23 protein-coding genes are annotated in these 24,699 nt (G+C 66.8%); 13 read left to right on the plus strand and 10 right to left on the minus strand.

Annotated features, from left to right (window positions below; all coding sequences use genetic code 11):
- Positions 1-17 precede the first annotated feature (17 nt).
- Positions 18-794, plus strand: a complete 777-nt coding sequence (locus AC5RWD_RS15100) for an SDR family NAD(P)-dependent oxidoreductase (protein ID WP_494020781.1) — start codon at positions 18-20, stop codon at positions 792-794.
- Positions 795-864: 70 nt separating this feature from the next.
- Here the strand turns inward: AC5RWD_RS15100 and pdxA are convergent, their stop codons facing one another.
- Positions 865-3,216 carry a 4-hydroxythreonine-4-phosphate dehydrogenase PdxA gene (pdxA, locus tag AC5RWD_RS15105; RefSeq protein ID WP_494020782.1) on the minus strand — a complete coding sequence of 784 codons (2,352 nt, stop codon included), beginning with the start codon at positions 3,214-3,216 and terminating at the stop codon, positions 865-867.
- 162 nt (positions 3,217-3,378) lie between these two features.
- On the opposite strand from pdxA, the gene AC5RWD_RS15110 reads away from it, so the two are divergent.
- The 11 genes from AC5RWD_RS15110 to AC5RWD_RS15160 all read left to right on the plus strand — a co-directional run bounded on the left by AC5RWD_RS15110 (position 3,379) and on the right by AC5RWD_RS15160 (position 14,042).
- The gene (locus AC5RWD_RS15110) at positions 3,379-4,953 is read left to right on the plus strand and encodes an ABC transporter substrate-binding protein (protein ID WP_494020783.1); all 1,575 of its coding nucleotides are present in this window, start codon (positions 3,379-3,381) and stop codon (positions 4,951-4,953) included.
- 3 nt (positions 4,954-4,956) lie between these two features.
- Complete coding sequence (locus AC5RWD_RS15115; protein WP_494020784.1) at positions 4,957-5,892, plus strand: ABC transporter permease; 936 nt, start codon at positions 4,957-4,959, stop codon at positions 5,890-5,892.
- Positions 5,889-6,848 (plus strand): ABC transporter permease, encoded by a 960-nt coding sequence (locus tag AC5RWD_RS15120; RefSeq protein WP_494020785.1) that lies wholly within the window; start codon positions 5,889-5,891, stop codon positions 6,846-6,848. The genes AC5RWD_RS15115 and AC5RWD_RS15120 overlap by 4 nt, the downstream gene beginning before the upstream one ends.
- A 1-nt stretch (position 6,849) precedes the next feature.
- Positions 6,850-7,758 carry an ABC transporter ATP-binding protein gene (locus AC5RWD_RS15125; protein ID WP_494020786.1) on the plus strand — a complete coding sequence of 303 codons (909 nt, stop codon included), beginning with the start codon at positions 6,850-6,852 and terminating at the stop codon, positions 7,756-7,758.
- The gene (locus tag AC5RWD_RS15130) at positions 7,751-8,578 is read left to right on the plus strand and encodes an ATP-binding cassette domain-containing protein (protein WP_494020787.1); all 828 of its coding nucleotides are present in this window, start codon (positions 7,751-7,753) and stop codon (positions 8,576-8,578) included. Before AC5RWD_RS15125 ends, AC5RWD_RS15130 begins: the two co-directional genes overlap by 8 nt.
- Before the next feature lie 73 nt (positions 8,579-8,651).
- Positions 8,652-9,641, plus strand: a complete 990-nt coding sequence (locus tag AC5RWD_RS15135) for an aldo/keto reductase (RefSeq protein WP_494020788.1) — start codon at positions 8,652-8,654, stop codon at positions 9,639-9,641.
- 39 nt (positions 9,642-9,680) lie between these two features.
- On the plus strand, positions 9,681-10,457 hold the full coding sequence (locus AC5RWD_RS15140; RefSeq protein ID WP_494020789.1) for an HpcH/HpaI aldolase family protein: 777 nt from the start codon (positions 9,681-9,683) through the stop codon (positions 10,455-10,457).
- A gap of 3 nt (positions 10,458-10,460) precedes the next feature.
- On the plus strand, positions 10,461-11,723 hold the full coding sequence (locus AC5RWD_RS15145) for a sialidase family protein (protein WP_494020790.1): 1,263 nt from the start codon (positions 10,461-10,463) through the stop codon (positions 11,721-11,723).
- The gene (locus tag AC5RWD_RS15150) at positions 11,720-12,400 is read left to right on the plus strand and encodes an SDR family NAD(P)-dependent oxidoreductase (RefSeq protein ID WP_494020791.1); all 681 of its coding nucleotides are present in this window, start codon (positions 11,720-11,722) and stop codon (positions 12,398-12,400) included. Before AC5RWD_RS15145 ends, AC5RWD_RS15150 begins: the two co-directional genes overlap by 4 nt.
- A gap of 51 nt (positions 12,401-12,451) precedes the next feature.
- Positions 12,452-13,243: a DeoR/GlpR family DNA-binding transcription regulator gene (locus AC5RWD_RS15155; protein WP_494020792.1), complete on the plus strand. Its 792-nt coding sequence runs from the start codon at positions 12,452-12,454 to the stop codon at positions 13,241-13,243.
- 67 nt (positions 13,244-13,310) lie between these two features.
- On the plus strand, positions 13,311-14,042 hold the full coding sequence (locus tag AC5RWD_RS15160; RefSeq protein WP_494020793.1) for a GAF and ANTAR domain-containing protein: 732 nt from the start codon (positions 13,311-13,313) through the stop codon (positions 14,040-14,042).
- A gap of 65 nt (positions 14,043-14,107) precedes the next feature.
- Here AC5RWD_RS15160 and AC5RWD_RS15165 read toward each other — a convergent pair whose 3' ends face one another.
- The 4 genes from AC5RWD_RS15165 to AC5RWD_RS15180 all read right to left on the minus strand — a co-directional run bounded on the left by AC5RWD_RS15165 (position 14,108) and on the right by AC5RWD_RS15180 (position 18,304).
- Complete coding sequence (locus tag AC5RWD_RS15165; RefSeq protein ID WP_494020794.1) at positions 14,108-16,267, minus strand: transglycosylase domain-containing protein; 2,160 nt, start codon at positions 16,265-16,267, stop codon at positions 14,108-14,110.
- 131 nt (positions 16,268-16,398) lie between these two features.
- Positions 16,399-17,052 carry a DUF3618 domain-containing protein gene (locus AC5RWD_RS15170; RefSeq protein ID WP_494020795.1) on the minus strand — a complete coding sequence of 218 codons (654 nt, stop codon included), beginning with the start codon at positions 17,050-17,052 and terminating at the stop codon, positions 16,399-16,401.
- A complete protein-coding gene (locus AC5RWD_RS15175) occupies positions 17,052-17,480 on the minus strand; it encodes a phage holin family protein (RefSeq protein ID WP_494020005.1) in 429 nt (142 codons plus the stop codon). The genes AC5RWD_RS15170 and AC5RWD_RS15175 overlap by 1 nt, the downstream gene beginning before the upstream one ends.
- Positions 17,477-18,304 carry a hypothetical protein gene (locus tag AC5RWD_RS15180; RefSeq protein ID WP_494020796.1) on the minus strand — a complete coding sequence of 276 codons (828 nt, stop codon included), beginning with the start codon at positions 18,302-18,304 and terminating at the stop codon, positions 17,477-17,479. The genes AC5RWD_RS15175 and AC5RWD_RS15180 overlap by 4 nt, the downstream gene beginning before the upstream one ends.
- A gap of 233 nt (positions 18,305-18,537) precedes the next feature.
- Here AC5RWD_RS15180 and AC5RWD_RS15185 point away from each other — a divergent pair, with 233 nt between their 5' ends.
- Complete coding sequence (locus AC5RWD_RS15185) at positions 18,538-19,368, plus strand: DUF2382 domain-containing protein (RefSeq protein WP_494020797.1); 831 nt, start codon at positions 18,538-18,540, stop codon at positions 19,366-19,368.
- A gap of 87 nt (positions 19,369-19,455) precedes the next feature.
- On the opposite strand, the gene AC5RWD_RS15190 is transcribed toward AC5RWD_RS15185, so the two are convergent.
- From AC5RWD_RS15190 to AC5RWD_RS15210, 5 genes are all read right to left on the minus strand, one after another.
- Positions 19,456-20,169, minus strand: coding sequence for a hypothetical protein (locus AC5RWD_RS15190; protein WP_494020798.1), 714 nt, complete (start codon positions 20,167-20,169; stop codon positions 19,456-19,458).
- A gap of 124 nt (positions 20,170-20,293) precedes the next feature.
- Positions 20,294-20,887: a histidine phosphatase family protein gene (locus tag AC5RWD_RS15195; protein ID WP_494020804.1), complete on the minus strand. Its 594-nt coding sequence runs from the start codon at positions 20,885-20,887 to the stop codon at positions 20,294-20,296.
- Between the two features lie 61 nt (positions 20,888-20,948).
- Complete coding sequence (locus AC5RWD_RS15200) at positions 20,949-21,974, minus strand: ATP-dependent 6-phosphofructokinase (protein ID WP_494020799.1); 1,026 nt, start codon at positions 21,972-21,974, stop codon at positions 20,949-20,951.
- Positions 21,975-22,037: 63 nt separating this feature from the next.
- Entirely contained in the window at positions 22,038-23,531 is a 1,494-nt protein-coding gene (locus AC5RWD_RS15205; protein ID WP_494020800.1) for a glyceraldehyde-3-phosphate dehydrogenase, read from the minus strand.
- 169 nt (positions 23,532-23,700) lie between these two features.
- On the minus strand, positions 23,701-24,387 hold the full coding sequence (locus tag AC5RWD_RS15210) for a DUF5134 domain-containing protein (RefSeq protein ID WP_494020801.1): 687 nt from the start codon (positions 24,385-24,387) through the stop codon (positions 23,701-23,703).
- Between the last annotated feature and the right edge of the window lie 312 nt (positions 24,388-24,699).

Genomic DNA, 24,699 nt, shown 5'->3' on the forward strand with positions numbered 1-24,699 from the left:
TAGAGGGGATCACAGATATGACGCACCACGACACGTTCCCGGCCGAACGCACCGCGGTGCTGACCGGGGCCGCTTCCGCACGGGGCATTGGCCGGGCAACGGCGGAAATGCTCGCCAGCGAGGGCTGGTCCGTGGCCATCCTGGATATCGACGGCGACGCAGCCCGGCGCGCTGCGGAGGACATCTCCTCCGTATACGGCGTCCTGGCCAGGGGGGTGGGAGCCGATGTCTCCGATCAGGCCACGGTGAACGCCGCCATCGACGAGGTGGAGGCCAACATGCCGCCCATCGTGGCACTGGCGAACCTCGCCGGGATCAGCTCGCCCACTGAATTCATGGACGAGACCCTCGAAGCCTGGGAGCGGGTGTTCCGGATCAACATGACCGGCACGTTCCTGGTCACCCAGCGCGTGCTCCGCGGCATGATCGAGCGCAGGCTCGGCCGGGTGGTCAGCGTTTCCTCCATCTCCGCCCAGCGCGGCGGCGGCACCTACTCCAAGGTGGCATATAGCGCCTCGAAGGCAGCCATCATCGGCTTCACCCGGGCGCTCGCGCGCGAGATGGGCAAGCACAACATCACCGTCAACTGCATCGCCCCCGGCCCCGTGGACACGGACATCATGGGCGGTACCCTGACCGACGAACGCAAGGCGGACATGGCCCAGGACATCCTTGTGGGCAGGGTGGGCACGGTCCGCGACATCGCCGCCCTCATGGTGTTCCTGATGGGGGAGGACGCCGGCTACATCACCGCCGCGACGTACGACATCAACGGCGGCCTGCAGATTTCCTGACCGGTTGCCTCAGCTGCCGCGGCCGCTCAGGCTGCCTGGCTGCCGCGGCAGTCCGGGCCGCCGCGGCCGCTCAGGCTGCCGCTCGGCTGGGCGACATCTCGGCCGCCTGGCGCAGTGCCTCGATCATGCTGCGAACGTCCACGATGCCCTTGCCTGCGATATCGAAGGCGGTGCCGTGGTCCACGGACGTGCGGATGACGGGCAGGCCCACGGTGATGTTGACGCCGGCTTCGATGCCGAGGACCTTGATCGGTCCGTGGCCTTGGTCGTGGTACATCGCCACGATGAGGTCGTAGTCGCCGCGGCCGGCCAGGAAGAACGCCGTGTCCGCCGGGAGCGGGCCGCGGGCGTCGACGCCGTCGGCCTGGAGCTTCTCGATGGCCGGGGTGATCTTCTCGGCCTCCTCGCCGTACCCGAACAGGCCGTTTTCGCCGGCGTGCGGGTTGATGGCGCACACTCCGATTTTGGGGTTGGCGATGCCGGCGCGCTGCATGGCTTCGTAGCCGCGGCGCACGGTCCGCTCCACCAGGCCGGGCTCGATCCTGTTGATGGCGTCGATCAGGCCGATGTGCGTGGTGACGTGGATGACCTTGACCTTGGGCGTGGACAGCATCATGGACACTTCCTCGACGCCCATGAAATGCGCCAGCAGTTCGGTGTGGCCCGGGTAGATGTGCCCGGCCTTGTGCAGTGCGGCCTTGTTCAGCGGCGCCGTGCAGATGCCCTGGACGTCGCCCTTCATGCCGAGCTCGCAGGCGATCCGGATGTAGTGGTAGGCGGCGTTGCCGGCCTCGGCGGACTCCTGGCCCCAGGGCAGGTCGGCAGGCAGCAGCTTGGGATCGATCACGTTGATCCGGCCGGCCTCGAAGACCGCCTCACCCACCGTCGCCACTTCGACGATGTTGGCTTGCACGCCCAGTGCTTTGGCGCCCAGCTTCAGCCGGTGGACGTCGCCGATGACCACGGGGCGGCAGTCGCGGTAGGCGTTCTCGTCGAGAAGGGCGCCCACGGTCACCTCGGGGCCAACGCCCGCGCCGTCGCCCATGGTTACGGCGATGAAGGGCCGGGTGTCCTGTTCGGTTGCGTTCACTGCTGATGTCATTGGAGCTCCAGGTTTGAGGGAGGGGTGGGATGCGCTGGTGGAAGACCGGAGGTCTTTGATGGAGGAGTAGAGCTGGACGAGGGCGTCATTGTCGCCGAAGCTGCCGGGCTTGGTGCCCACCAGCCGCCCGTCGTCGGAAAGGTTGACCACGGCGCCGTGCTGTACGGACGCGAGCGGGGTTAGCGAGCGGATGCCGAGGGCGTCCAGTACCTCGCGGGCCGTTTCGCCGCCAGTGAGGATGAGGTCCGCGGCGGCCCCGGGACCCGTTGCCGCGCCGGCGGCCAGCCGCGCCAGGTTCCGCACGATCCTGCCGGACTCGTGCGGATTGACGACGTCGGCGGTGACAGTCAGGGCTGCCGGCCCGGCCGCCAGGAGCTGCCGGGCTTCCGCAAGCCTCGGGCGGAAGCCCTCGGGACGCTGCAGTTCGTTGGGAGCGATCCGAAGGGCGGTGAAGCCGCCGGCCTCCAGATTCCGCAGCTGCGCTGCCGCTTTCGCCGAGGCGGAGCCAACGGCGGCCAGCACCGTCCGGTGAGTCCCCGCCGTCGTCGGGCCGTGTGACACCTGCTGTTGCGCATTCCGCGCAGAGCTGGTGCCCAGTTTCGCCGCCAGCAGCAAGGCCATTCCGCCGGTTCCGGCCAGCACGATGCGCCGTCCGCGGGCTCTGAAGTCCAGGTCGAGCAGCGCGGCGGCGACGGCCTCCAGGTCGGCCGGAGTCTCGCCGTCGACAATCACGGTGGCGGGAGATGTTCCAGAGAGTGCCTCGCCAAGAACGGCTACGAGGCCGCCCGACCGTACTGCGGGCAGGTCCACAAGCCTCACCGAGGCGCCGGGGCCCAGCAGCTGCGCGATCTCCGCGGGCGGTTCGGCTGCCTCGGCCCGCCACAGTTCGGTGCGGTCCAGCCGGACGCCGTCGGCAAAGGGCCGGCCGCCAACGACTGTCCGGTTCAGCTGGGGGAGCGCGCCGGCCAGGACAACGTGGTTGCCCAGGGCCGAAAGTGCCGCGATCTCCGGGCCAACATTGCCGCGCCACAGGGAGTCGATTTTCTTGAGCAGGACGCGTGCGCCGTCTGCCTCAGTGCTGCCGAAGACGTCTGCCGCCGCCGCGGCGGCGGACTCCGGGGCCAGGGCGCGTGAGTGGGTGTCGACAACCACAACGTCGGGACGGCCGACGGCTTCTGTGCTTGTGGCGGCGCCTTCGGCAGTCCTGCCTGCCCTTGGCGCGGACAGGAGGATCCGGGTGTCCAGCCCTTGGGCTGCAAAGCATTGCCCCACTTCTGCTGCGCCGGAAAAGTCATCTGCCTGGATAAGGACTGCAGTCACGTCGTCCTCCCTTCTTCTATGGATCGGTAGCACCATGATGGCATGCCTGCGCGAATCGCGCTAGGGATATTGCGCATTTCGCGCATGAGTGGCAGAGTGATGCATGTAACACGGCGCAGGCCATCCGGCCGCCAGCCGTCCCATTCAACCGAGAGGTCAACGATGACCGTTCTTCCTCAAGGAAGTGAGATCTCACGGCGCCGCCTCCTGCAGTTTGGCGCAACCGCCGGATTTCTCCTGGGCACAGGCTCCATGGCCGGGTGTGCCGGCCCCACGGGCCTGCCGGGACCCAGCACCCTGACGCTGGCCCTCAACAGGTCCCTCGTCAGCCTCGACAACAAGCTCAACCAGTTCGACGCCGCCGTCACCGTTCAGCGCGCCGTGCGGCAGGGACTGACCGCCATCGGCCCCGAAACCAAGCCGATCCTGGTCCTGGCGGACCGCTTTGAGATGACCTCGCCCACCGTGTGGACGGCGCGCCTGCGTGAAGGCGTCCGCTATTCGGACGGCACCCCGGTGGCCATCGAGGACATCGCCACGGCGCTGAAGATGTACCAGCAGGTGCAGGGCTCCTTCGTCGCCGGGTTCTTCCCGGAATTCCCCACCGTGGTCCCGGTGGATGACAGGACGTTCCGGATGGAGTCCAAGAACCCCATCCCCATCCTCGATTCCCTGATGAGCATGATCCTTATCAGCCCGGCAGCCAAGAACAAGCCCGAGGAGCTGCAGGAAGGCGTGGGCACCGGCCCTTACGTGGTATCCAAGTTCAACCGCGGCGCCGGCACCTACAGCCTCAGGCGCAACGAGAACTACTGGGGTCCCGCCCCCAAGGTGGACAACGTCGAGGTCCGGTTCCTGCCGGAGGAATCCAGCCGCGTCATCGCGCTGCGCAGCGGCGAGGTGGACGTCATTGACTCCATCACGCCTGACTCCCGCGAGCAGCTGGCCGGACTTCCCGGCGTCGTCCTGGCCGAGGCGTCCAGCCTCCGGCTGAACCAGATTTTCTACAACTTCCGCAAGCCGGCCAGTCATCCGCTGTCCGACGTCCGCGTCCGACAGGCGCTCAGCTGGGCGGTCGACGGCGAGGCGCTGGTCAAGGACGTCCTGGTCGACTCGGTCAGCGAAGCCGAAGGCGTGGTCCCGTCCAGCCTCACCGGCTTCGCCAAGACCGGCAACTACACCTACGACCCGGAGAAGGCCAAGGCCACGCTGAAGAGCCTCGGCGTCACGGACCTCAACCTGAAGATCATCTGGGAAACCGGCGAGTTTGCCTCCGACACCTCCGTGATGGAGGCGCTGGTGGAGATGTTCGGCAACATTGGCGTGAAGACCCAGCTGCAGCAGTTCGAGCCCGGCGGCAACATCCTGGCCTGGCGCCAGGGCAAGCAGGGCGACTGGGACCTGCTGGGCAACGGCTTCAGCAGCCCCACCGGCCTGGCCATCACCATGATGCAGGGCATGTACGCCGGAACCGCAGAGAAGGAAAAAACCCGCGACACCTACCAGGGCTACGTAGTCCCTGATGTGCAGGAAAAGATCCAGGCCGCGTCCTCCGAGGTGGATCCGGTACGCCGGGAGCAGCTGCTCGCCACCGCGCAGAAGGCCATCTGGGATACCTGGCCGTGCGCCTGGGCATTCGTTCCCAAGTCGGTGCTTGCCCACCAGAAGCGCGTGGCAGGACTGGCCCTGGCGCCCACCAACTCCTACCCCCTTGTTGACGTCCGGCTGGAGGCCTGAGTCATGACCAACTACATCCTCAAGCGACTGGGCCAGGGCCTGCTGACCGTGTTCCTGACGGTCTCCACGGTCTTCATCCTGATCCGCCTCGCTCCCGGTGATCCGGCCGTGTCCTACGCCGGCCCGCTGGCCACCACCGAGCAGCTGGCCAAGGTCCGTGAACAGTTCGGCCTGGACCGTCCCGTGCTGGAGCAGTACTGGATCTTCCTGCAGCAGCTATTCACCGGAAACCTCGGCACGTCCTACTCGTTCCAGGCGCCGGCCATGCAGGTGGTGGCCGAGCGGATGCCGTACACGCTCACCCTCGCCACCGCGGCCATCCTCCTCACCGCCGTGATCGCCATCCCCCTGGGGGTGTGGATGGCCCGCCGCCCTGACACCAACCGGGAACTGGGCGTCAACGTCCTCACTATCGCCGGGCAGTCCATGCCGGACTTCTGGACCGGCATCATGCTCCTGACCGGGTTCGCCGTCCTGATCCCGCTGTTCCCGGCCTCGGGCTTCGCCACCTGGGGCGGACTGGTCCTTCCCACCGTCACCATCGCCATCCTGCAGATCGCGCTGATCTCACGGATGGTGCGGCGTGAGATGACCGCCAACTTCGCGGCCCCCTACCTGACCGTGGCGCGGTCCAGGGGAGTGGGCAGCTCGGCGCTGACCTGGCGCTATGCCATGGGCAACTCCGCCATTCCGGTCTTCACCGCCCTCGGCACCCGCTTTGCCGCCATGCTCAACGGCGTGGTGGTGGTGGAAGTCGTGTTCGCCTGGCCCGGCGTAGGTTCCCTCATTGTCCGGGCACTCGAGACCCGCGACTATCCCCTCATCCAGGCGACCGTCCTGCTGACGTCCCTGCTGGCCGTAGCCGTCCAGCTCGTCATCGACCTCGCCTACCCGCTTCTTGATCCCCGCGTTCGTCTTGGAAAGGCGGCAGCAGCATGAGCCTCAGTGACACCGCGACTCCTTCGGCAGGAAACGAACCAGGAGTCCCGTCCGGCCAGCCCGCCGGAGCCACGCGCATTCCGTCCCCGAGCGCCGTCACCAAGGAACTCGTGGCGAAGGCGGGGGCCACCCGCCGACGCAACGCCGCCAAGTGGAAGCTCCGCATCGGCGCCGTCTGCACGCTGCTCGTCATCATCCCCATCCTGCTGGCCCAGGTGCTTCCGCTGCCGGACGCCAACCACCAGGACCTCTCCGCCCGCCGGCTCGCCCCGCTGGTGGACGGCCACCTGTTCGGCACAGACCAGCTGGGCCGCGACCTGCTCTCCCGCATCCTGCACGGCGGCCAGGTCTCCCTCACCATCGGCATCCTGGCCGTGGTGGTCTCCGGGGCCATCGGCATCATCCTCGGCGCCGCCGCCGGCTATTTCGGCGGCTGGGTGGACACGGTGGTCTCCCGCCTCCTCGAAGCCCAGATGTCCCTGCCGCTGCTCATGATGCTGCTCCTGGTGGTGGCGCTCTTCGGCCCGTCCATCCCGGTGATCACGTTTGTCATCGCCATTGCCCAATGGCCGGAAGTGGCCAGGCTGACCAGGTCCATGGTGCTCGTGGAACGCGAAAAGCCGTACGTATCCGCGGCGCGCATCCTGGGCCTGCACCGCGTCCAGATCCTCATCCAGCACATCATCCCGAACGTCATCAAGCAGGCAACCCTCGTGGTGCTGCTGCTCCTGGCGCAGGCCGTCCTGCTTGAGAGCGCCCTCAGCTTCCTGGGGGCCGGCCCCCAGCGTCCGTTCGCCACCTGGGGACGCATCATCTCCGACGGCCAGGACTACATCACCACCTCCTGGTGGATGGTCACCCTGCCCGGCCTGGTGATCGTGCTGATGGTGGTGGGCGTGAACCTGCTGGGCGACGGCCTCCGTGACCGCCCCCGCCGCAAGAAGAAGGGTGCCTGACATGAACGCACAACCCGCCTCCACCGGCCACACCGAGCCTGCCCTGCTCGAGGTCCGCGACTTCCAGGTGGAGCTGATCACCGACGCCGGCATCATCCGGGCCGTGGATTCGGTGAACTTCAGCATCCACCGCGGTGAGACGGTCACCATCATCGGCGAGTCCGGGTCGGGCAAATCGACGACGGCGATGGGCGTCCTCCGCCTGCTGCCGGACGATCTGGCGGTGCTTTCCGGCACCGTGCTCATCGACGGCGTGGACGTGGTGGCCGTACCGAAGGCCATCAACAAGGTCCGCGGCCGCACCGTCGCGCTTATCCCGCAGGACCCGATGACCGCGCTGAGTCCCGTGCACTCCATCGGCAGCCAGCTCTCCGAAGCCATCCGCATCGCCGGCGCCGCCTCCAAGGACAAGGGCGCCGTCCGCGCCCGCGCCATCCGGCTGCTGGAACAGGTGCACATTCCCACCCCCGAGGTGCAGTTGAAGAAGTACCCGCACCAGCTCTCCGGCGGCATGCTCCAGCGCGTGCTGATCGCGATCGCCCTGGCCAGTGAACCGCAGCTCCTGGTGGCCGACGAGCCTACCTCGGCTCTGGACGTCACCGTGCAGGCCGGCATCCTGGATCTCCTGCTGGAGCTGCAGGAACAGCGCGGCATCGGCATCCTGATGATCACGCACGACCTCGGCGTGGCCCGGCTGATCTCGGACCGCATCCACGTGATGAAGGACGGCTCCTTCGTGGAGTCCGGCGACGTCCAGCAGGTCGTGGAGCGCCCGGCCACCGAGTACACCCGCAACCTGCTGGCCGCCGTGCCGGTCCTGGGCCCTTGGGACGAAACTCCCGCCGGCACCACGCAGTCCGACGCAGCGGCAGCCGCCGCCCTGACCAACACCGGAGCCAGCCATGACTAAGCCGTTCCTCTCCGTCGAGAACCTCGTGGTGGACTACCACGTGCCGGGCGGAACGTTCCGCGCCGTGGATGACGTCTCCTTCTCCGTAGAGAAAGGCAAGACCATCGCCGTCGTCGGTGAATCCGGCTGCGGAAAGTCCACGATCGCCAAGGCACTGATGCGGCTGGTGACGCCGGCCAGCGGCCGGATCGAACTGGACGGCACGGACCTGGCCGCACTCAGCGAAGCCAAGCTGCGGCCGCTCCGTTCCAAGTTCCAGATGGTCTTCCAGGATCCGTACGGCTCCCTGGACCCGCACCTCACCGCGCAGGAGATCGTGGCTGAACCACTGAAGCTGCAGGGCGTCCGGTCCAAGGCCGAGCGGCACAAGGAAGCCGCGAAGCTGATCGACCAGGTGGGTCTGCCGGCCAAGTCCCTGGACCGCCATCCCGCCGAGTTCTCCGGCGGCCAGCGGCAGCGCATCGGCATTGCCCGGGCGCTCGCCTCCAAGCCGGAACTGCTGGTCTGCGACGAAGCCACGAGCGCGCTGGACGTGTCCGTTCAGGCCCAGGTGCTGCGGCTGCTGAAGTCCATCCAGGACGAAACCGGCATCACGTACGTCTTCATCTCGCACAACCTTGGCGTGGTGCAGGAGATCAGCGATAGCGTCATGGTCATGCAGCGCGGCAAGCTGGTGGAGTCCGGCAGCACTGCATCCGTGCTGACCGCGCCGAAGGAGGACTACACCCGCAAGCTCCGCCGGGCCGCCCTGGACCCGTCCACCATGCGCGGCCTCAAACCCCGCCACGTCGTCCGCCCGCTGGCACTGAAAGGCGCCTAAACCGGCCGCCCGAAGCCCCGAACGCCCGACTTTCTGAACCCGACCGAGAACGCAACCCACGGAGAATCAACGCATGAGCAAGCAGCCAGAAGGAACCCCGGTGGAAGGACTGAAGCTTCCCATCTCGCGGCTGGTGCTGGGCACCATGACGTTCGGCGACACCGCCGATGAGGCCACCGCCGGACGCATGGTGGAAGAGGCGCTTGACGCCGGCATCACCACCATCGACACCGCCAACGCCTACGTGGGCGGTGTGACAGAGGAGATGCTCGCCCGTCTCCTCAAGGGGCGCCGCGACGAGGTCGTCCTCGCCTCCAAGGCCGGCATGCCGCACGCAGACCACGGCCAGCACTCCCCGCTGTCCCCGCAAGGGCTGCGCAACAGCGTCGAGGGCAGCCTGCGTCGGCTCGGCGTGGACAGCATCGACCTGTTCTACCTGCACCAGCCGGACCGTGCCACACCGCTGCAGGACACCCTGCGCACCGTGGCCGAGCTGGCCGCCGAAGGTAAGATCGGGGCGCTGGGCGTCTCCAACTTCGCAGCGTGGCAGATCGCCGACGTGATCCACGTTGCCCGCGAGGTGGGTGCGCCCGCCCCCGTGGTGGCGCAGCAGCTCTACAACCTGGTGGCCCGGCGGGTGGAGGAGGAATACCTCGAGTTCGCCGCCACGCACAACCTTCACACCATGGTCTACAACCCGCTCGGCGGCGGCCTGCTCACCGGCAGGCACAGCTTCGAGGCCAAGCCCTCGGAGGGCCGCTTCGGTGATTCCAAGCTGGCCGCCATGTACACCCAGCGCTACTGGGACAAGCAGCTGTTCGACGCCGTCAACGCCCTGGCCGGCATCGCCGACGCGGCAGGCATCACCCTCGCGGAGCTGTCCCTGCGCTGGCTCGCCTACCGGCCCGGCGTCGGCTCGATGCTCCTGGGCGGTTCCAAGGTGGAGCAGCTGCGCTCCAACATCGCCGCCGTGGCCCAGGGACCGCTGCCCGAGGACGTCAGCGCCGCTTGCGACGCCGTCGGCTCCGGGCTCCGCGGGCCCATGCCGGCCTACAACCGCTGATTACCCGCTGACTCCCGAACTGAAGGCAGAAGACACCACATGACATCTGAACTCGCTACCGAATTCGCCCGCAAGGTCCGCGCCCGTGAGCAGGCCGTCGGCTACTGGGCGGTGCTGGACGCACCCGTGGCCACCGAACGCATCAGCCGGCTCGGCTACGACTACGTGGCCCTGGACGCGCAGCACGGGCTGCTCGGCTACTCCGGCGTGCTGAACGGCCTGATGGCCATCGACGCCGGGCACACCGCCGCCGGCATGGTGCGGGTGGAGGCCAACGACTTCACCGCGATCGGCAAGGCCCTCGACGCCGGCGCCGTCGGCGTGATCGTCCCCCTCGTCAACACCGCCGCGGACGCCGCGGCAGCAGTCGCCGCCGCGAAGTACCCGCCGCTGGGCGGGCGGTCCTACGGACCCATGCGCTCGGCCCTGCGGATCGGCCCGGTGCCCGCCGAAGCCAACGCCGCCACCCTGGTCTTCGCCATGATCGAGACGCCCGAGGGCCTGGCCAACGTGAAGGAGATCTGCGCGACGCCCGGCCTGGACGGCATCTACGTGGGCCCCTCGGATCTGGCCATCGCGGTGGGCGGCGCCTTCCCCGGGGACCCCGCCGTCGAGGCCGAGTTCAACGCGGCGCTGGAAACCATCGCCGAGGCGGCCGCCTCGGCAGGGATTGCCGCCGGCATCCACACCGCCGCCGGGGAGATCGCCGCCCAGCGGCTGCGCCAGGGCTACACGTTCACCACCGTCGCCTCGGACCTGACCCACCTCGAGCTGGCCGCCAAGGCGCATCTGGCCGCCGCCAAGTCGGAGGGCTGAGGCATGCAGACAACCAACGCCGGCTACAGCACCATCACCCCCGACGGCGCAGTGAAGCGCGCGGACGGCGCAGACTTCGCCTACCTGCCGGCGCCCACCGTGCAGAGCCACGCCGCCAACCTCCTGACCCTGCCCGACGGCCGCCTCGGCTGCGTATGGTTCGGCGGCACCCAGGAAGGCGTGCCGGACATCTCCATCTGGTTCTCCGCCCTGGAGCCGGGCAGCAGCCAATGGTCCCCGGCGCAGCAGCTCACGGACGACTCCACCCGGTCGGAGCAGAACCCGATCCTGTTCACGGCTACCGGCAGTGCCGGAGAGGACAGCCAGCTGTGGCTGCTGTACACCGCGCAGAAGGCGGGCAACCAGGACACCGCCGAGGTCCGCCGTCGTACTTCCACGGACAGCGGCCGCACCTGGGGACCGGTTGAAACGTTGTTCCCGGCCAACGAAACGGGCGGCGTCTTTGTCCGGCAGCTGCCGGTGCTGCTGCCGTCCGGCCGCCTGATCATCCCGATCTTCCGCTGCATCACCACGCCGGGGGAGAAGTGGGTGGGCAACAGCGACGACAGTGCCGTGATGATCTCCGACGACGGCGGGGCCACCTGGAGCGAGCACATCCTGCCGGGGAGCCTGGGCTGCGTCCACATGAACATCCAGCCCGTGGCCGACGGCTCACTGCTGGCACTGTTCCGCAGCCGCTGGGCCGACTCGATCTACGAATCCCGCTCCACAGACGACGGCACCACCTGGAGCGAGCCGGTCCCCACGGAGTTGCCCAACAACAACTCCTCCATCCAGTTCACGGCGCTCACCGACGGCCGGCTGGCGCTGGTCTACAACCACAGCCGCGCGGGGGAGAACACCGAGCGCCGCCTCTCGCTCTACGACGAAATTGACGACGACGGCCTGGCCGCCGAGCAGGGCCAGCTCACCGAACCCGATCCGGCCGCCGGCGGCGGAACGGACGACGGCGGGCGGCGCGCCTTCTGGGGGACGCCGCGCTCACCCATGACGCTGGCCATCTCGGAGGATTCGGGCCGCACGTGGCCCATCCGGCGGAACCTCGACGTCGGGGACGGCTACTGCCTTTCCAACAACTCCCGCGATGGCCTGAACAGGGAGTACTCCTACCCGTCCATCCACCAGGGCCCGGACGGTGCACTGAACATCGCGTACACCTACTTCCGGCAGGCCATCAAGTACGTCCGCGTGGACCCGGAGTGGGCCTACGAGGGCAGTGCTACGCCGGGTGGCGACGAGCAGTGACCGGCACCCGCCACGCGATTGTCACGGGCTGCAGCTCCGGCATCGGCAAGGCGATCGCCGCACGGCTGCTGGCCGACGGCTGGGCCGTCACCGGGCTGAGCCGCAGCGAGACCTCGCTCGGGCCAGGGTTCCGCTGGCTGCACGCGGACCTGTCCGACGCGGCGTCGCTGGCGGACACTGCGGCGGGGATTGACCCGGCTGACGCGCTGGTGCACGCCGCCGGATACCAGCGCACCGCGCGTCTGGGCGAGCTGGACCCGGACGCGCTCGCCGGCATGTTTGCCGTACACGTGGGTGCCGCCAGCGCGCTGGCCAACGAGGTGGTGCCGCGGATGCCCAACGGCGGCCGGGTGTTGCTGATTGGCAGCCGGACGTCCACGGGCGCGGCCGGCAAGAGCCAGTACGCGGCCACGAAGGCGGCGCTGATGGGCATGGGCAGGACGTGGGCCCAGGAGCTTGCCCCGCGGGGAATCACGGTGAACGTGTTGTCGCCCGGACCCACGGACACGCCCATGCTGGCGGACCCCGGGCGGGCGGGCACGCCGCCGAAGCTGCCTGCGCTCGGCCAGCTCGTGGATCCCGAGGACGTTGCGGCGCTCGCCGGTTTCCTGCTTGGGCCGCACGGAAAGTCCATCACGGGCCAGAACTACGTGATCTGCGGCGGCGCCTCGCTGTGAGGTGCGCGGCCGCCGGACCCCTACGATGGTGACAGCAAAGGAGAGCCACAGATGACCACCGCCAGAGCCAGGCGCGAAGAGATCTACCACCTTGCCGTCACCACGGGACTGGCGTCTGTGGAGGAACTGTCGCGGCATTTCCGGGTGACCGCCTCCACCATCCGGCGGGACCTGGCCCACCTGAATGAGGAGGGGAAGCTGGCGCGGACCTACGGCGGGGCCGTGGCGCTCGGCGCCCACCCTGAACCGTCCCTGCGGCAGCGGACCGGCGAGGCGTACGAACAGAAGCACGCCATCGCAGCCTGGGCTGCCGCAGAGGTGAAGGACGGCGAGAACATCCTGCTCGACGGCGGCTCCACCGTCGGTGCACTGGCACACGCCCTGCGGGGCAGGGAAAACTTGTCCGTCACGACGCCGGGAATCAACACACTGCAGGAGCTCGCTGAATCGCCGGGGATTCAGGTGGACTGCCTCGGCGGCCGGCTGCGGGGCGTGAGCCAGACGTTCGTCGGTCCCCTTGCCGAGGCGGCCTTGGAGCGCATGAGCTTTGACCGCGTGTTCCTCGGCGCCGACGCCGTCACCGCCGACGACGGGCTCTGCGAGGCGGATCATGCGCAGACCCGGCTGAAGGAACTCATGGCCCGGCGCGGGGATGCAGTCTACGTCCTGGCCCATTCCAGCAAGCTGGGAAAGCGCCCGTTCCACGCCTGGGCGAAGCTCGCCCTGCCGTGGACCCTGGTGACCGACTCCGGCGCCGATCCGGACCAGGCGGCACTGTTCAGGGAATCCGGCGTGCAGGTGCAGCTGGTCCAAGTAGAGGCCGGGCAGCAGGCTTCGGCGTAGGCCCGCCCGCTGCAGGCAGCCTGAGGACGCGGGTAGATTTTGGCCGTTTGGCGTCTAGCATTGTGGAATGACCGAAGCGAACGAAGGTGCAGCCTTGATTCAGCTGCAGGATATCCTCATCGGGGCCGACAATGTTGACGGTTTCCTCGAGGGCATGGCCGGATTTGCTGCAGCTACCCTCAGCGGCCTGGCGGAAACGGCCGTTGAATGCGCCATCACCCTGAAGCGGCACAGACAGACTTCGACCGTTGCTGGCAGCAGCCCGCGCGCCATAGAGCTGGACCACATCGAGCAGCGCGTGGGCGACGGGCCTTGCATACGGGCGTTATTCACCATGGCCCCCGAATTGCTCAACGATGTCCAAACGGATGACCGCTGGCCGGAGTACCAGAAGCGGCTGGCCGAGAACGGTGTCTACAGCACCCTCGGCGTTCCGTTGGACATTGGGGACGGCGCCAGTGCGGCCCTGAACTTTTTCGGCCCCACGCCCGGCCTTTTCACGCCTGAGATCTTCGACAGGGCTGTCGAGTTTGGCGACCTGGCCAGCCGCACGCTTCATCTGTCGGTCCGGATCGGTGCCGCCCAAGCACGGGCGCACAACCTTGAGGCCGCGATGCAGAGCCGGACTGCGATCGACATCGCCTGCGGGGTGATCATGGCTCAGAACAAATGCTCCCAGCAGGAAGCCATGGACATACTGGCCAAGGTCTCGAGCAACCGGAACCAAAAACTGCGCGACGTTGCCGCGGAACTGGTGGGAAGGCTCTCTGGATCAGGGGTGGAGACGCACTTCGAGTAGGACCGGGCACTTCGAGTAGGACCGGGGCCAGCTGGCGGCCGTAGCTCCGGCCCGTCATGGCGGCGCTACTTTGCCCCTTTGCCGATCATGGACGCCGGAGGCTTGGGGAACGGTTTGGCCGGATACATCTTCGCTACCTTCAGCATGTAGCTGGCCCACTGCGGGCCGGCGATCATGTAGCCGTCAATCCGGTCGTAGTGTTTGCCGTTGATGGTGATGTTCCTGCCTGGCCGTTTCTGGCCGTTCAGGGCGTCCCCGAAGAAGGAAGCGGTGGTAAGGCCGCTGGTGTAGCCCAGGACCCAGGTGGCGCCGTTGCTGTTGTTGGTGCCGGTCTTGGCCGCCACGGGAACCTTGCTCTGGACCTTGGGGCTGATGTAGACGCCCGAACCCTTCTTGAGCACGTCCTGCAGTACAGAGTTGACGCCGCGGGCAATCTTCGGCTCCACGGCGGCCCGGCACGCCGGCCGCTGGCTGGCCAGCGCCCGTCCCGTGAAATCGGTGACGCGCTGGATGGCGATCGGCGCGCAGTAGCGGCCGTCGGCGGCGAAGGTGGCGAAGGCTGTGGCCAGGTTGAGCGGGGACACGGCGGTTCCGCCGAGTATGTTGCCCAGCTGGTGCATGTTGATCCCGGACCCGTCCAGGCCGCTGTGCAGGCCCAGGGTGTCAACCATTTTTTGGATCCCGCAGATGTCCAGCTGGGCCACCTCGGCAAACGTGGCCGTGTTGATGGAGTTGTACAGCCCGTAGTTTGCGGGCATCCTGCGGTAGTAGCCCTCTGACGCGTTCTGCAGGTCGTCGGCAGCTTCGAGGCCGGCCCTGCGCTGCTTGCTGCTGTAGGCGCCAACCACCTTGGCGCATGAGTCCCGCCAGCGGAATCCCAGCGGGTATTCCCGCCGTGTGGCGTCCACCTCTTCGGTGATCTTGCGTCCCTGGCGGAGCCACTCGGCGAACGTGAACGGTTTCATGGTGGATCCCGGCTGGAACCCGCCGGCACCGTTGAGGTCGTTGCCGTTGGCGTCCTTGGCGTCCACGTTGAAGTTCAGTTGGGTGTCGAACCTGCCGGGCTGGGGGAGGAACACCGTGTTCTGGGCCATTGCCAGGATCTTGCCGGTGCCCGGCTGGACGGTCAGGAGGGAAGCTCCCCACTTGCCGGGGTTGGCGCCGGCTGTGGAGTTGACCTGGGATTGGGCTGCCGCCTGGAGCCGGCTGTCCAGCGTGGTGGTGATCGTCAGCCCGCCCCGGAACAGCTTCTGCTCACGGGCTTCCGTGTCGGCACCATAGGCCCGGTTGTTCAGGATCAGGTGGGATACGTAGTCGCAGAAATAGGGGGCGATGGCGGCTGCCGCGCAGCCTTGCTTCGAGCTGCGGAGTTTCAGGCCCACGCCGGTGGCGGCCGCAGCGTCATGCTGCTTTTTTGTGATCTTGCCCTGCGCCAGCATGGCATCCAGGACCAGGTTGCGTCGCTTGAGCGAGTTCTCCGGGTTAGTCACGGGGTCGTAGAGGCTGGGGCTGTTGACGAGCCCCGCCAGCATTGCTGCCTGCGGGAGGCTGAGCTTGCTGGCAGGGACGCTGTAGAACTGCTGCGCGGCGGCTTCGATGCCGTAGGCGCTGCGGTTGAAGAACACGATGTTGAGGTAGCCCTCGAGGATCTGGTCCTTGGTGAATTTCTTCTCCAGCTCGATGGCCAGCTTTATTTCCCGGACCTTGTCGCCGATAGTCTTCTCACCGCTGAGGACCACCTCGTCCTCGCGTCCGGAGGTGATTTTTGCTTCATTGGCCACGTTGGTGACGTACTGCTGGGTCAGCGTGGATGCCCCTTGCCGTTCCCCGCCGGCGACGTTACTCACCAACGCCCTGAGGACGCCCACGGGGTCGACGCCGCTGTGATCATAGAAGCGGCTGTCCTCGATCGCCACCACGGCGTCCTTGATATACGGCGACATCTGCTTCAGTGGAACCCGTACCCGGTTTTCCTCGTAGAACGAGGCGATCAGTTTCCCGTCCGACGTCAGGATCCTTGTGGTTTGCGCCGGTGGCCGCACGGCAAGGTCGGACGGCAGGCCATTGTAGAAGTTCATCGAACCGGTCACGGCAGCGCCGGCGGCGGCAAGCTGCGGAACAAAATAAGCGGCCACCAAGGCGCCGCAGACACAACTCAAAATGACGAACCCGAGCATCCTTGCCAAGGTCGAACGGGATCGCGATACAAGGCTCTTGCGTACCATCACTGCGGTTCACACCCCAAAAAAGCGTGTCTCCAGAATACGCCCCACATCACGGCCGGGCCAGAGCAGGGCCCAGCCGAAACGAACGGCCGGCCCGCACTCAAGCTGGCCGGCCGTCGTCCTATTTATCCCTAGGTGTTTTGGACGTGGTCCTTGGCGTCCGTGGCGGTTGCTTTGACGTCCTGGGCGGCGGTTTGGCCTTCGTCCTTGACGTGCTGGGCGGCGTCGGTGGCGGTGGCTTTGACGTTTTCCATGGCTTCCTGGGCGGGTTCCTTCCAGCCCTGGGCCATGTCCTTGGCGGCCTCGGTGAGCTGGCTGGTCATGGGTTCGGCGGCGGTTTTCAGGGCGTCGGCGGCTTCGCGTTCCTTCTGGCTGGCCGGGATCAGCGAGGAGACGAGCAGCCCGGCGCCGAACGCGATCAGCCCGGCGGCGAGGGGGTTGCCCTGGGTTTTGGCGGCGACCTGGTGGGGTGCGTCGGCGATTGCGTCACCGGCGCTGCTGAGGGCGTTCCCGGCGGCGTCGGTGGCGGTGTGGATCCCGCCGCTGGTGGAGTGGGCGGCGTGGTGGAGGCCGCCGGTGGTGCTGTGGGTGGCGTGCTCTGCGGTGCCCATGACTTTCTCCTTCACTCCGAACACGGCGTCGCGGACCTTGTCCTTGGCCTTGTCCGTTTGGCGGTGGACGATGTTGGACGGGGTGACTTTGTCGGCGACGGCGTCGACGTTGGTGCCGAGGCGTTCGCGGGTGGCTTCGATGTCGGCGCGGATGGCGTCCGGGTTCTCACTCATCAGTGGTCTCCGTTCGGTTTGAGGGTCGGCGGGATTTCCTTGGCGGTTTCGACCGTCTGGGGCATGCCCTTGATGGCTTTGAGTTCCTTGCGTCCGACGCTGGCCAGGACCGCGGCGATGATGCCCCAGATCACGGCGACGACGACGGCGGACCAGCCCAGGCCCATGAGTTCGCCGAGGGCGTACCAGAGGGCGATGGAGAGGAACAGGAGCACGAAGTGCCCGGCGACGCCGGCGCCGGCGAGCATGCCGCCGCCTTTGCCGGCGCGGGTGCCGGACTGTTTGAGTTCGGCTTTGGCGAGTTCGATTTCCTGCCGGATCAGGGTGGACAGGTCCCGGGTGACCTCGCCGAGGAGGTCACCGAGGGAGGTGGTGTCGGCCTTGGCGTGCGCGGCCGTCGGCGGGGTATCGGGGATCTGGCTGCTCACAGGGGACGACCCCCACCCTCGGTGTACGGGTCAGCAATGTTCCGCAGTGCTCCTGCTGACGAACCGGTGGGAAGCGACTGCGTGGAAGCGGGGCCGGTGCCCGAGATGCTCGGCTCACCAAAGGCAGGTTCGCGGAGGCTGTTCTGGTCGTAGAAGGGCTCGCCTGCGTCTTCTGTGATGGTGCCGTCTGTTGCGGAAAGCCGGGCTGGCCGGGGTGAAGTGGTTCCTGTCGCCGTCGAGGTTTCGGGGGCGCCGGCCTGCAGGCTGCGGCCGAGGCGTCCGGCGAGCAGGCCTGCGCCTGCCGCGAGGAGCAGGAAGGCGCCGGGGCGCTGGCGGGCGAAGGACTTGACCTCGTTCAGGAGCGAGCCCGGGTCCCGGTTGTCCAGCCAGGACGCGACCGATTCGGAGCGGTCGGCGGCCTGCCGGATCAAGTCCGAGGCCACGCCCTGCTGGTCCGGAGCGTCGGCCATGGTGCGCAGCTGCGAGGAGATGGTGCGGATGCCTTCGGCGGCCTTGGTCTGCTGGGTGCCGGCCTGGCTGGCCAGGTCCGACTTCGCCTGGTGGAGCAGGTCACGGGCGCTGTTCTTCGCCTCGTAGGCGACCCTCTTCGCCTCGGTCTTGGCGGTCTCTGCGACGTTCTGGGCGGCGCCGGCAGCCTGGCCCGCTACGTTCGCGGCCTCATCCTTCGTCACGTCCTTCTTCGAGGACGCCTCATCCTGGTAGCCGGTGCTATCCACGTAGCCATCGCTGTAGTCGGTGGTGCCCGCGCCGGTGGCGCCCAAGCCGGGTCCGGGCACCCCGGTGCCGTATGCGTTCTCGGTCATCGTTGCTCTCTTTCCTTGAGGATGAAGAACCAGCAGTGCTGGATCGGCACCAATCCTGATTATCCGAAATAGTAAGCACACTTGCTATTTCCGGCGCAAGCTTCGAAGGCTGTTAGCGGAAAATTAATAAGCATGCTTGCCAAGCGCATGCTAAGCATGCTTATTGTATTGGGGTGCGGCGTCCTGCAGTGAGGCGTTGCGAACCCAAAGCATCTGAAATCCAAGGAGACGCCATGCTCACCACGGAAAACATTGATGATCTGCTACAGCGCAACGGAAACGTCATTTCTGAAGACGGGAACAAGATCGGTTCCGTAGGCCAGGTCTACGCCGACGACAACGATGGCCAGCCGACCTGGGTGACGGTCAAGACCGGCCTGTTCGGCACGTCCGAATCCTTTGTCCCGCTGCAGGGGGCCCGTATTGAAGGCGACGACATCGTGGTGCCCTACACGAAGGACCAGGTCAAAGACGCGCCCAGGGTGGAGTCCGACGGCCATCTCGAACCCTCCGAAGAGGACCGGCTCTTCAGCCACTACGGCCTCGACGGGCATCAGGGTTACACGGAAACGGGCACCCGCACGGATGCAGGCTATGCCGACGCAGGCGATGCCTCATACAGTGACACCCGGTCCGGGACGGCCGACGCCGCCGGAACGGTGGGACGCGATACGTCCGGTCCCACTACTGATGACGCCATGACCCGGTCCGAGGAGCGCCTGAACGTCGGCACGGAAAGACAGGCCACCGGGCGGGCCAGGCTGCGCAAGTATGTCACCACGGAGAACGTCACCACCACCGTTCCGGTCCAGCGCGAGGAGGTCCGCATCGAGCGCGAACCCATCACGGACGCAAACCGGGGTGCCGCCTTGTCCGGCCCGGACATCAGCGAGGAGGAACATGAGGTCACGCTGCATGAGGAGCGTCCCGTCGTCGAGAAGGAAACCGTCCCGGTTGAGCGGGTCCGTCTCGACAAGGAAACGGTGACCGACGAGGTGACCGTCGATGAGGAAGTCCGGAAGGAACGCATCGACACTGACGGTGTCGACGACGTCCGCCGGTAAGAGGAGTTGATGAAGGCCAGGGCCGGATGCCGGCCCTGGCCTTCACGCTCCCCCGGGGCCGATCCTTGGGGGTAGCCGGATGCCTGCCTACGGCAGGTCGATGTTCGTTAGCTCCACGTGTTTGCCGTTGGATTCCTCCACCAGGACCATCGAGCTCACCTGCGGGCAGTAATACTTGTGCTCGCGCGAGTTGGACTCCAGCGGTGTCCAGTCGTCCACCTTGACGCAGCCGGTGTAGGTGCCCATTTTCGTCGTGACGGTCTGGCCCGTGGCGATGGTATCCCGCATGTCCTCGGCATGGCCCGGGTAGTACTCCTGCCGGTATGTGTCGCCCACGCGCTGTTCGGCCTTCATCCAGATGCCGGCCTTTGCGCCGTCCTGGCCGTGGATAAAGCTCCCGGAATGGTCCTGCAGCTTCCCGTCCTTGAAGTTGTTTACGTCCTCGCCGAAGTACCAGACATCGCCGTTCTTGTGCTGGGCCAGATAGTCCCTGGTCTCCTCGACGAGCTGCCCGTTCGTGAATTCCTTGTCCAGGTAGACGACGGTTTCGACGCCCTCGATGACCCGTGTCTCCTTCAAAATCTCGATTTCGATCCTGTTGCCGCCGGTCCCGTAGGTCATTTTCTTGCCAACGGGAAGCGAGAAGTACTTGTTGGTGATCTTCGTCGTGAAGTCAGCCGGCGTTATCCGGGGGTTGTAGTCCGCGGCGCGGGCTCCAAGATTATTGAAGTAAAGAAATGCCGCCCCGCCAGCGACCAGCAACAGGATGATGATCCCCAAGACTATGGTTCGTGCCTTCATGTCCCGGTCCACTCCTCGTTGAGTAGAAACCCCTATCCGGCCCGGTGCACCTGTTGCTTGCCCGGTCCATAGGAGAAAGGTAGTCCTGTCAGGCCGCCGGGGACAGGGGCAGCACCAACATTCGTCAGCTGTGGGCGGCCTCCACCACCCGTTCGCCGTTGAAGTATTCGAGCTGCCAGCCCTCGTCGGCGTGGTGGTGGGCGAGGTTGAGCACGGCGTTGTCGATGCTCTGCAGGGTGCTGCCGATGGCACGGCTGAGGGCCAGGCGGAGGAGCGTTCCGTGCGCGACAACCAGAACGCGGCGGCCGCGGAACTCCTCGGCCAGTGCCTCCAGGGCAGCCAGGCCCCGGGAGGCCGCTTCGTCATCGCTTTCAGCGCCGCGGAAGCCGCCGGGGATGCGCAGGGCCTCCAGTTCCGGGCCGGCCTGCAGGCCTTCGGCGGGTCCGAAGCTGCGCTCCGTGAGCTCCGGCACATGCCGGGCCACTGTGAGGCCCAGCCCGGCGGCGATCAGTTCGGCGGTTTCCGCTGCGCGGCTCAGCGGCGAGGATACGATCGTGTCCCACTCCTGCCCGGACAGCACGCCGACGGCGTCACGCGCCTGGCCGCGGCCGACGTCGTTCAGCGGGATATCGCTGGACCCCTGCAGCCGGCGCTGCGCGTTCCAGTCGGTCTGGCCATGGCGGATGAGGGCGAAAGTCGTGAGGGTCATGCCTTCCATTGTGCCCGAGAGCGTCACCCGGGAGGCGGGCGAGCGGCTGGCACGTAACCTGTAGGACACGTCAGCCGAACAGGACCGCTGCTTCGTCGTAGCGATTCTGCGGAACGACCTTCAGCTGGCCGAGGGCCTCCTGGAAGCCCACGTGTTCGATGTCCGTTCCCTTGAGGGCCACCATGGTGCCCCAGCGTCCCTCCACCACCGAGTCGACGGCGGCCATGCCCAGCCGGGTGGCCAGGACACGGTCGAACGCGGACGGTACGCCGCCGCGCTGGATGTAGCCCAGGATGGTGGCACGGGTTTCGAGACCGGTCCGGGCTTCGATTTCCGGGGCCAGCTGCTCCGCGATGCCGCCGAGGCGGGGACGGCCGAAGGTGTCCAAGCCGCGCTCGGAGTGCGGACTTTCCAAGTGCTCCGGAACAAACCCTTCGGCCACCACCACCAGCGGCGCGCGCCCGCGGGCGTGGGCTTCCTTCACCCACTGGGTGATCTGCTCGATGCCGACCTTCTGCTCCGGGATGAGGATGGCGTGGGCGCCTGCCGCCATCCCAGCGTGGAGGGCGATCCAGCCGACGTGGCGGCCCATCACTTCAGCGATCATGCAGCGGTGGTGGGACTCGCCGGTGGTCCGCAGCCGGTCGATGGCTTCAGTGGCGATCTGCACAGCGGTATCGAAGCCGAAGGTGTAGTCGGTGGCGTCAAGGTCGTTGTCCACGGTCTTGGGGACACCCACGATTTTCAGCCCTGCGTCCGTCAGGCGCTTGGCGGCAGCAAGGGTTCCCTCGCCGCCGATGGCGATGATGGCGTCGATGCCCAAGCGGTCCATGTGCGCCTTGATGACATCCGGTCCGCCGCCATTTTCGAAGGGGTTGGTCCGGGAGGTGCCCAGGATGGTGCCGCCCTGCTTGGCAATGCCGCGGACGAGCGTACGCGGAATGGGGATGATGTCACCCTCAACCACTCCGCGCCAACCGTCGAGGAACCCCACGAATTCGTGGCCATGGATGGCAATGCCTTTGAGGACGGCGCCGCGGATAACGGCGTTCAGTCCGGGGCAGTCGCCGCCGCTGGTGAGGATTCCAATTTTCATGTTTCGGCTCAAATCCAGGTTCGAAGGGTTAACAGGCAGAACGCCAAGGTGGAGGAGGGGACGCTAGGCAGATCCCACGGCGGCAAGCACTGACATAGCCGCCTCAACGACGTCTGCCGCAGGGAATGAGGGCCGGTGAACGCCGGCCATTTCCTCCATGACGCGGACCACCTGGCAGCTGTAGCCGAACTCGTTGTCGTACCAGACGTAGAGCACCAGGTTCTTGCCGTTGGAGATGGTGGCGAGGCCGTCTACGATGCCGGCGTGCCGGGAGCCGACGAAGTCGGTGGAGACAACCTCGGGGGAGTCGATGTAGTCGATCTGCTTGCGCAGGTCCGAGTGCAAGGCCATCTCACGCAGGTAGTTGTTGACCTCGTCCTTGGTGGTGCCGCGTTCCAGGTTCAGGTTCAATATGGCCATGGAAACGTCCGGCGTGGGGACGCGGATGGAGCTGCCGGTGAGTTTGCCCTCAAGCTCGGGCAGCGCCTTGGCCACGGCCTTGGCCGCACCGGTCTCGGTGATCACCATGTTCAGCGCGGCGGAGCGTCCGCGGCGGTCACCCTTGTGGAAGTTGTCGATCAGGTTCTGGTCGTTCGTGAACGAGTGGACCGTCTCCACGTGGCCGTGGATCACGCCGTACTTGTCGTTGAGCGCCTGCAGGACCGGGGTGATGGCGTTGGTGGTGCAGGATGCTGCCGTCACGATCCGGTCCGAGTCGGTGATGTCGCGGTGGTTGATGCCGTGGACGATGTTCTTCAGGTTTCCCTTGCCCGGTGCTGTCAGCAGGACACGGGCCACGCCCTTGCTCAGCAGGTGCTGGCCTAGGCCCTCGGCGTCGCGCCAACGGCCGGTGTTGTCCACCAGGAGGGCGTCCTGGATGCCGTAGGCGGTGTAGTCGATGGTGGCAGGGTTGTCCGAGTAGATGACCTGGATCTGGACGCCGTTGGCGGTGATGGTGTTGGCGTCGGTATCGACGCGGATGGTCCCTTCGAAGGAGCCGTGGACGGAGTCACGGCGCAGCAGGCTTGCGCGCTTGGCCAGATCATTGTCGGAACCGCGTCGGACCACGATGGCGCGCAGGCGCAGGCCGTGGCCGCCGCCCGCCTGTTCAATCAGGAGGCGCGCCACCAGGCGGCCGATCCGCCCGAAGCCGTAGAGCACGACGTCGGTACTGCCGCGGTTACCAGCTCCGCGCTTGCCCACTACCTCAGCCAGTTCGGCGCGGAGGAATTCCTCCAAAGTCAGGTCGCCGCCGTCGGACTTGAACTTCTGGTTCAGGCGGGCGATGTCGATGGCAGCGGCACCCAGGTCCAGCTGTGCCAGCGTGTTCAGCAGCGGCGCCGTCTCCTCCAGAGGCAACTCGTCCTTGCTGATCCGGCGGGCAAAGCGGTGCGCCTTCAGGATGTTCATGGTGGACTTGTTGATCAGGCTGCGTCCGTGGATGGAGGTGACCACGTTGTTTTCCCGGTACAGCCGGCCAATCACCGGGATCATGGCCTCGGCGAGGGCCTCACGGGTCATCCACGCATCGAGACAAGAATCTGAGGTTTTTAGCATCGGGCTGCCTTTCCAAAAGGGTGGGTCTGTTTTTGCTTCAGCTCCTGAGATGGTCCAGAGAGGGGCTTGACTTCCATCGTCCTGCCATTCCCGGGTAGGTGAAACGCTAATTCAGGATGGTTTTAACGATCCTTTTGGGTAGGGGTGGCGGGGTTGGCGGGGGTCTGTTCTAGGCGGTCATGGTGGCGAACATGAGGGCCATGGTGGTGGCGCTGAGGGCTTCGAGGGCGTGTTCGGTGCGGGTGGGGTGTTTGCGTGCGGTGGTGTGGTGGGTGGTTGTGGTGGCGTGGCGGCGGCGCAGGAGGAGGGTGAGGAAGGTTGCTGCTGCGGCGGCGAAGATTATGGTGAGCAGGATGGCGGGGGCGTGGCCGTAGGCGGCGGCTGTTGCGGTGTCGGGTGTGGTGGTGTGGGGTGTGGTGGTCATGGCGTGGTGGGCGCCCGGCAGTTGTGTCGACGCGTGCCCGGCCGGGGCGGTGCCGTGTCCGGTGGCGGTTCCCTGGCTGGTGGGGTGGGTCATGAGGGTGATCATGGCGGCTGCGGCGGTCATGGTGAGGCTGTGGTAGGCGCATTTGAGCCGGCCCTGGGTGCCGGTGCAGAGGATTTTGAATTCGGGGCGGGCGACGGCCTGGATGATGAACCACAGTGCCGCGCCGGCCAGGAGGCCGATCTGGGCGAGGATGGTGGAGGGTGCGAGGTTGAAGAGCATGGCGGCCATGATGGCGTTCATGAGGGCGTGGAGGGTGTTGTTGACCCGGTCGGTGAGGTGCCGGGACCGGACTGCCTGGACGAGGTGGTAGGTTCCGCCGGCGAGCAGGACGGCGGTGAGGGTCCAGGTGAGTGCGGGGATGTTGAACACGTTCGATCACGCCCTACTGCTTGGGAGGTTCTTGGGGGTGGGTTCGGTCCCCGGTGCGGGGTGCCGTCAGCACCGGGGACCGAAGACTAAGGAAGTTTTTTGGGGGTTGGATGCAGGTGGTCCCCGGGTGCTGCCGTGGGGCAGCGCCCGGGGACCGTGTGTTTGGTGATTGTTTCCCGCTCCGGGTGGAGCGCCTGCTGCTGGTTTAGTGGCCGTTGCCGGTGGAGCAGTGGCCGCCGTTGGTGGTGCGGTTTTCGGTGGGGAGGTTCAGGGTGGGGTTTTGGTTGAAGAAGCCGTGGGGTTCGAGCATGA

Source organism: Arthrobacter sp. CMU6 (assembly GCF_059090205.1).

Excerpts from the sequence above, each read along its gene's own strand:
- AC5RWD_RS15100 (WP_494020781.1), top strand. The coding sequence starts at position 18 with ATGACGCACCACGACACGTTCCCGGCCGAACGCACCGCGGTGCTGACC.
- AC5RWD_RS15110 (WP_494020783.1), top strand. The coding sequence starts at position 3,379 with ATGACCGTTCTTCCTCAAGGAAGTGAGATCTCACGGCGCCGCCTCCTG.
- AC5RWD_RS15115 (WP_494020784.1), top strand. The coding sequence starts at position 4,957 with ATGACCAACTACATCCTCAAGCGACTGGGCCAGGGCCTGCTGACCGTG.
- AC5RWD_RS15120 (WP_494020785.1), top strand. The coding sequence starts at position 5,889 with ATGAGCCTCAGTGACACCGCGACTCCTTCGGCAGGAAACGAACCAGGA.
- AC5RWD_RS15125 (WP_494020786.1), top strand. The coding sequence starts at position 6,850 with ATGAACGCACAACCCGCCTCCACCGGCCACACCGAGCCTGCCCTGCTC.
- AC5RWD_RS15130 (WP_494020787.1), top strand. The coding sequence starts at position 7,751 with ATGACTAAGCCGTTCCTCTCCGTCGAGAACCTCGTGGTGGACTACCAC.
- AC5RWD_RS15135 (WP_494020788.1), top strand. The coding sequence starts at position 8,652 with ATGAGCAAGCAGCCAGAAGGAACCCCGGTGGAAGGACTGAAGCTTCCC.
- AC5RWD_RS15140 (WP_494020789.1), top strand. The coding sequence starts at position 9,681 with ATGACATCTGAACTCGCTACCGAATTCGCCCGCAAGGTCCGCGCCCGT.
- AC5RWD_RS15145 (WP_494020790.1), top strand. The coding sequence starts at position 10,461 with ATGCAGACAACCAACGCCGGCTACAGCACCATCACCCCCGACGGCGCA.
- AC5RWD_RS15155 (WP_494020792.1), top strand. The coding sequence starts at position 12,452 with ATGACCACCGCCAGAGCCAGGCGCGAAGAGATCTACCACCTTGCCGTC.
- AC5RWD_RS15160 (WP_494020793.1), top strand. The coding sequence starts at position 13,311 with ATGACCGAAGCGAACGAAGGTGCAGCCTTGATTCAGCTGCAGGATATC.
- AC5RWD_RS15165 (WP_494020794.1), bottom strand. The coding sequence starts at position 16,267 with ATGGTACGCAAGAGCCTTGTATCGCGATCCCGTTCGACCTTGGCAAGG.
- AC5RWD_RS15170 (WP_494020795.1), bottom strand. The coding sequence starts at position 17,052 with ATGAGTGAGAACCCGGACGCCATCCGCGCCGACATCGAAGCCACCCGC.
- AC5RWD_RS15180 (WP_494020796.1), bottom strand. The coding sequence starts at position 18,304 with ATGACCGAGAACGCATACGGCACCGGGGTGCCCGGACCCGGCTTGGGC.
- AC5RWD_RS15185 (WP_494020797.1), top strand. The coding sequence starts at position 18,538 with ATGCTCACCACGGAAAACATTGATGATCTGCTACAGCGCAACGGAAAC.
- AC5RWD_RS15190 (WP_494020798.1), bottom strand. The coding sequence starts at position 20,169 with ATGAAGGCACGAACCATAGTCTTGGGGATCATCATCCTGTTGCTGGTC.
- AC5RWD_RS15195 (WP_494020804.1), bottom strand. The coding sequence starts at position 20,887 with ATGGAAGGCATGACCCTCACGACTTTCGCCCTCATCCGCCATGGCCAG.
- AC5RWD_RS15200 (WP_494020799.1), bottom strand. The coding sequence starts at position 21,974 with ATGAAAATTGGAATCCTCACCAGCGGCGGCGACTGCCCCGGACTGAAC.
- AC5RWD_RS15205 (WP_494020800.1), bottom strand. The coding sequence starts at position 23,531 with ATGCTAAAAACCTCAGATTCTTGTCTCGATGCGTGGATGACCCGTGAG.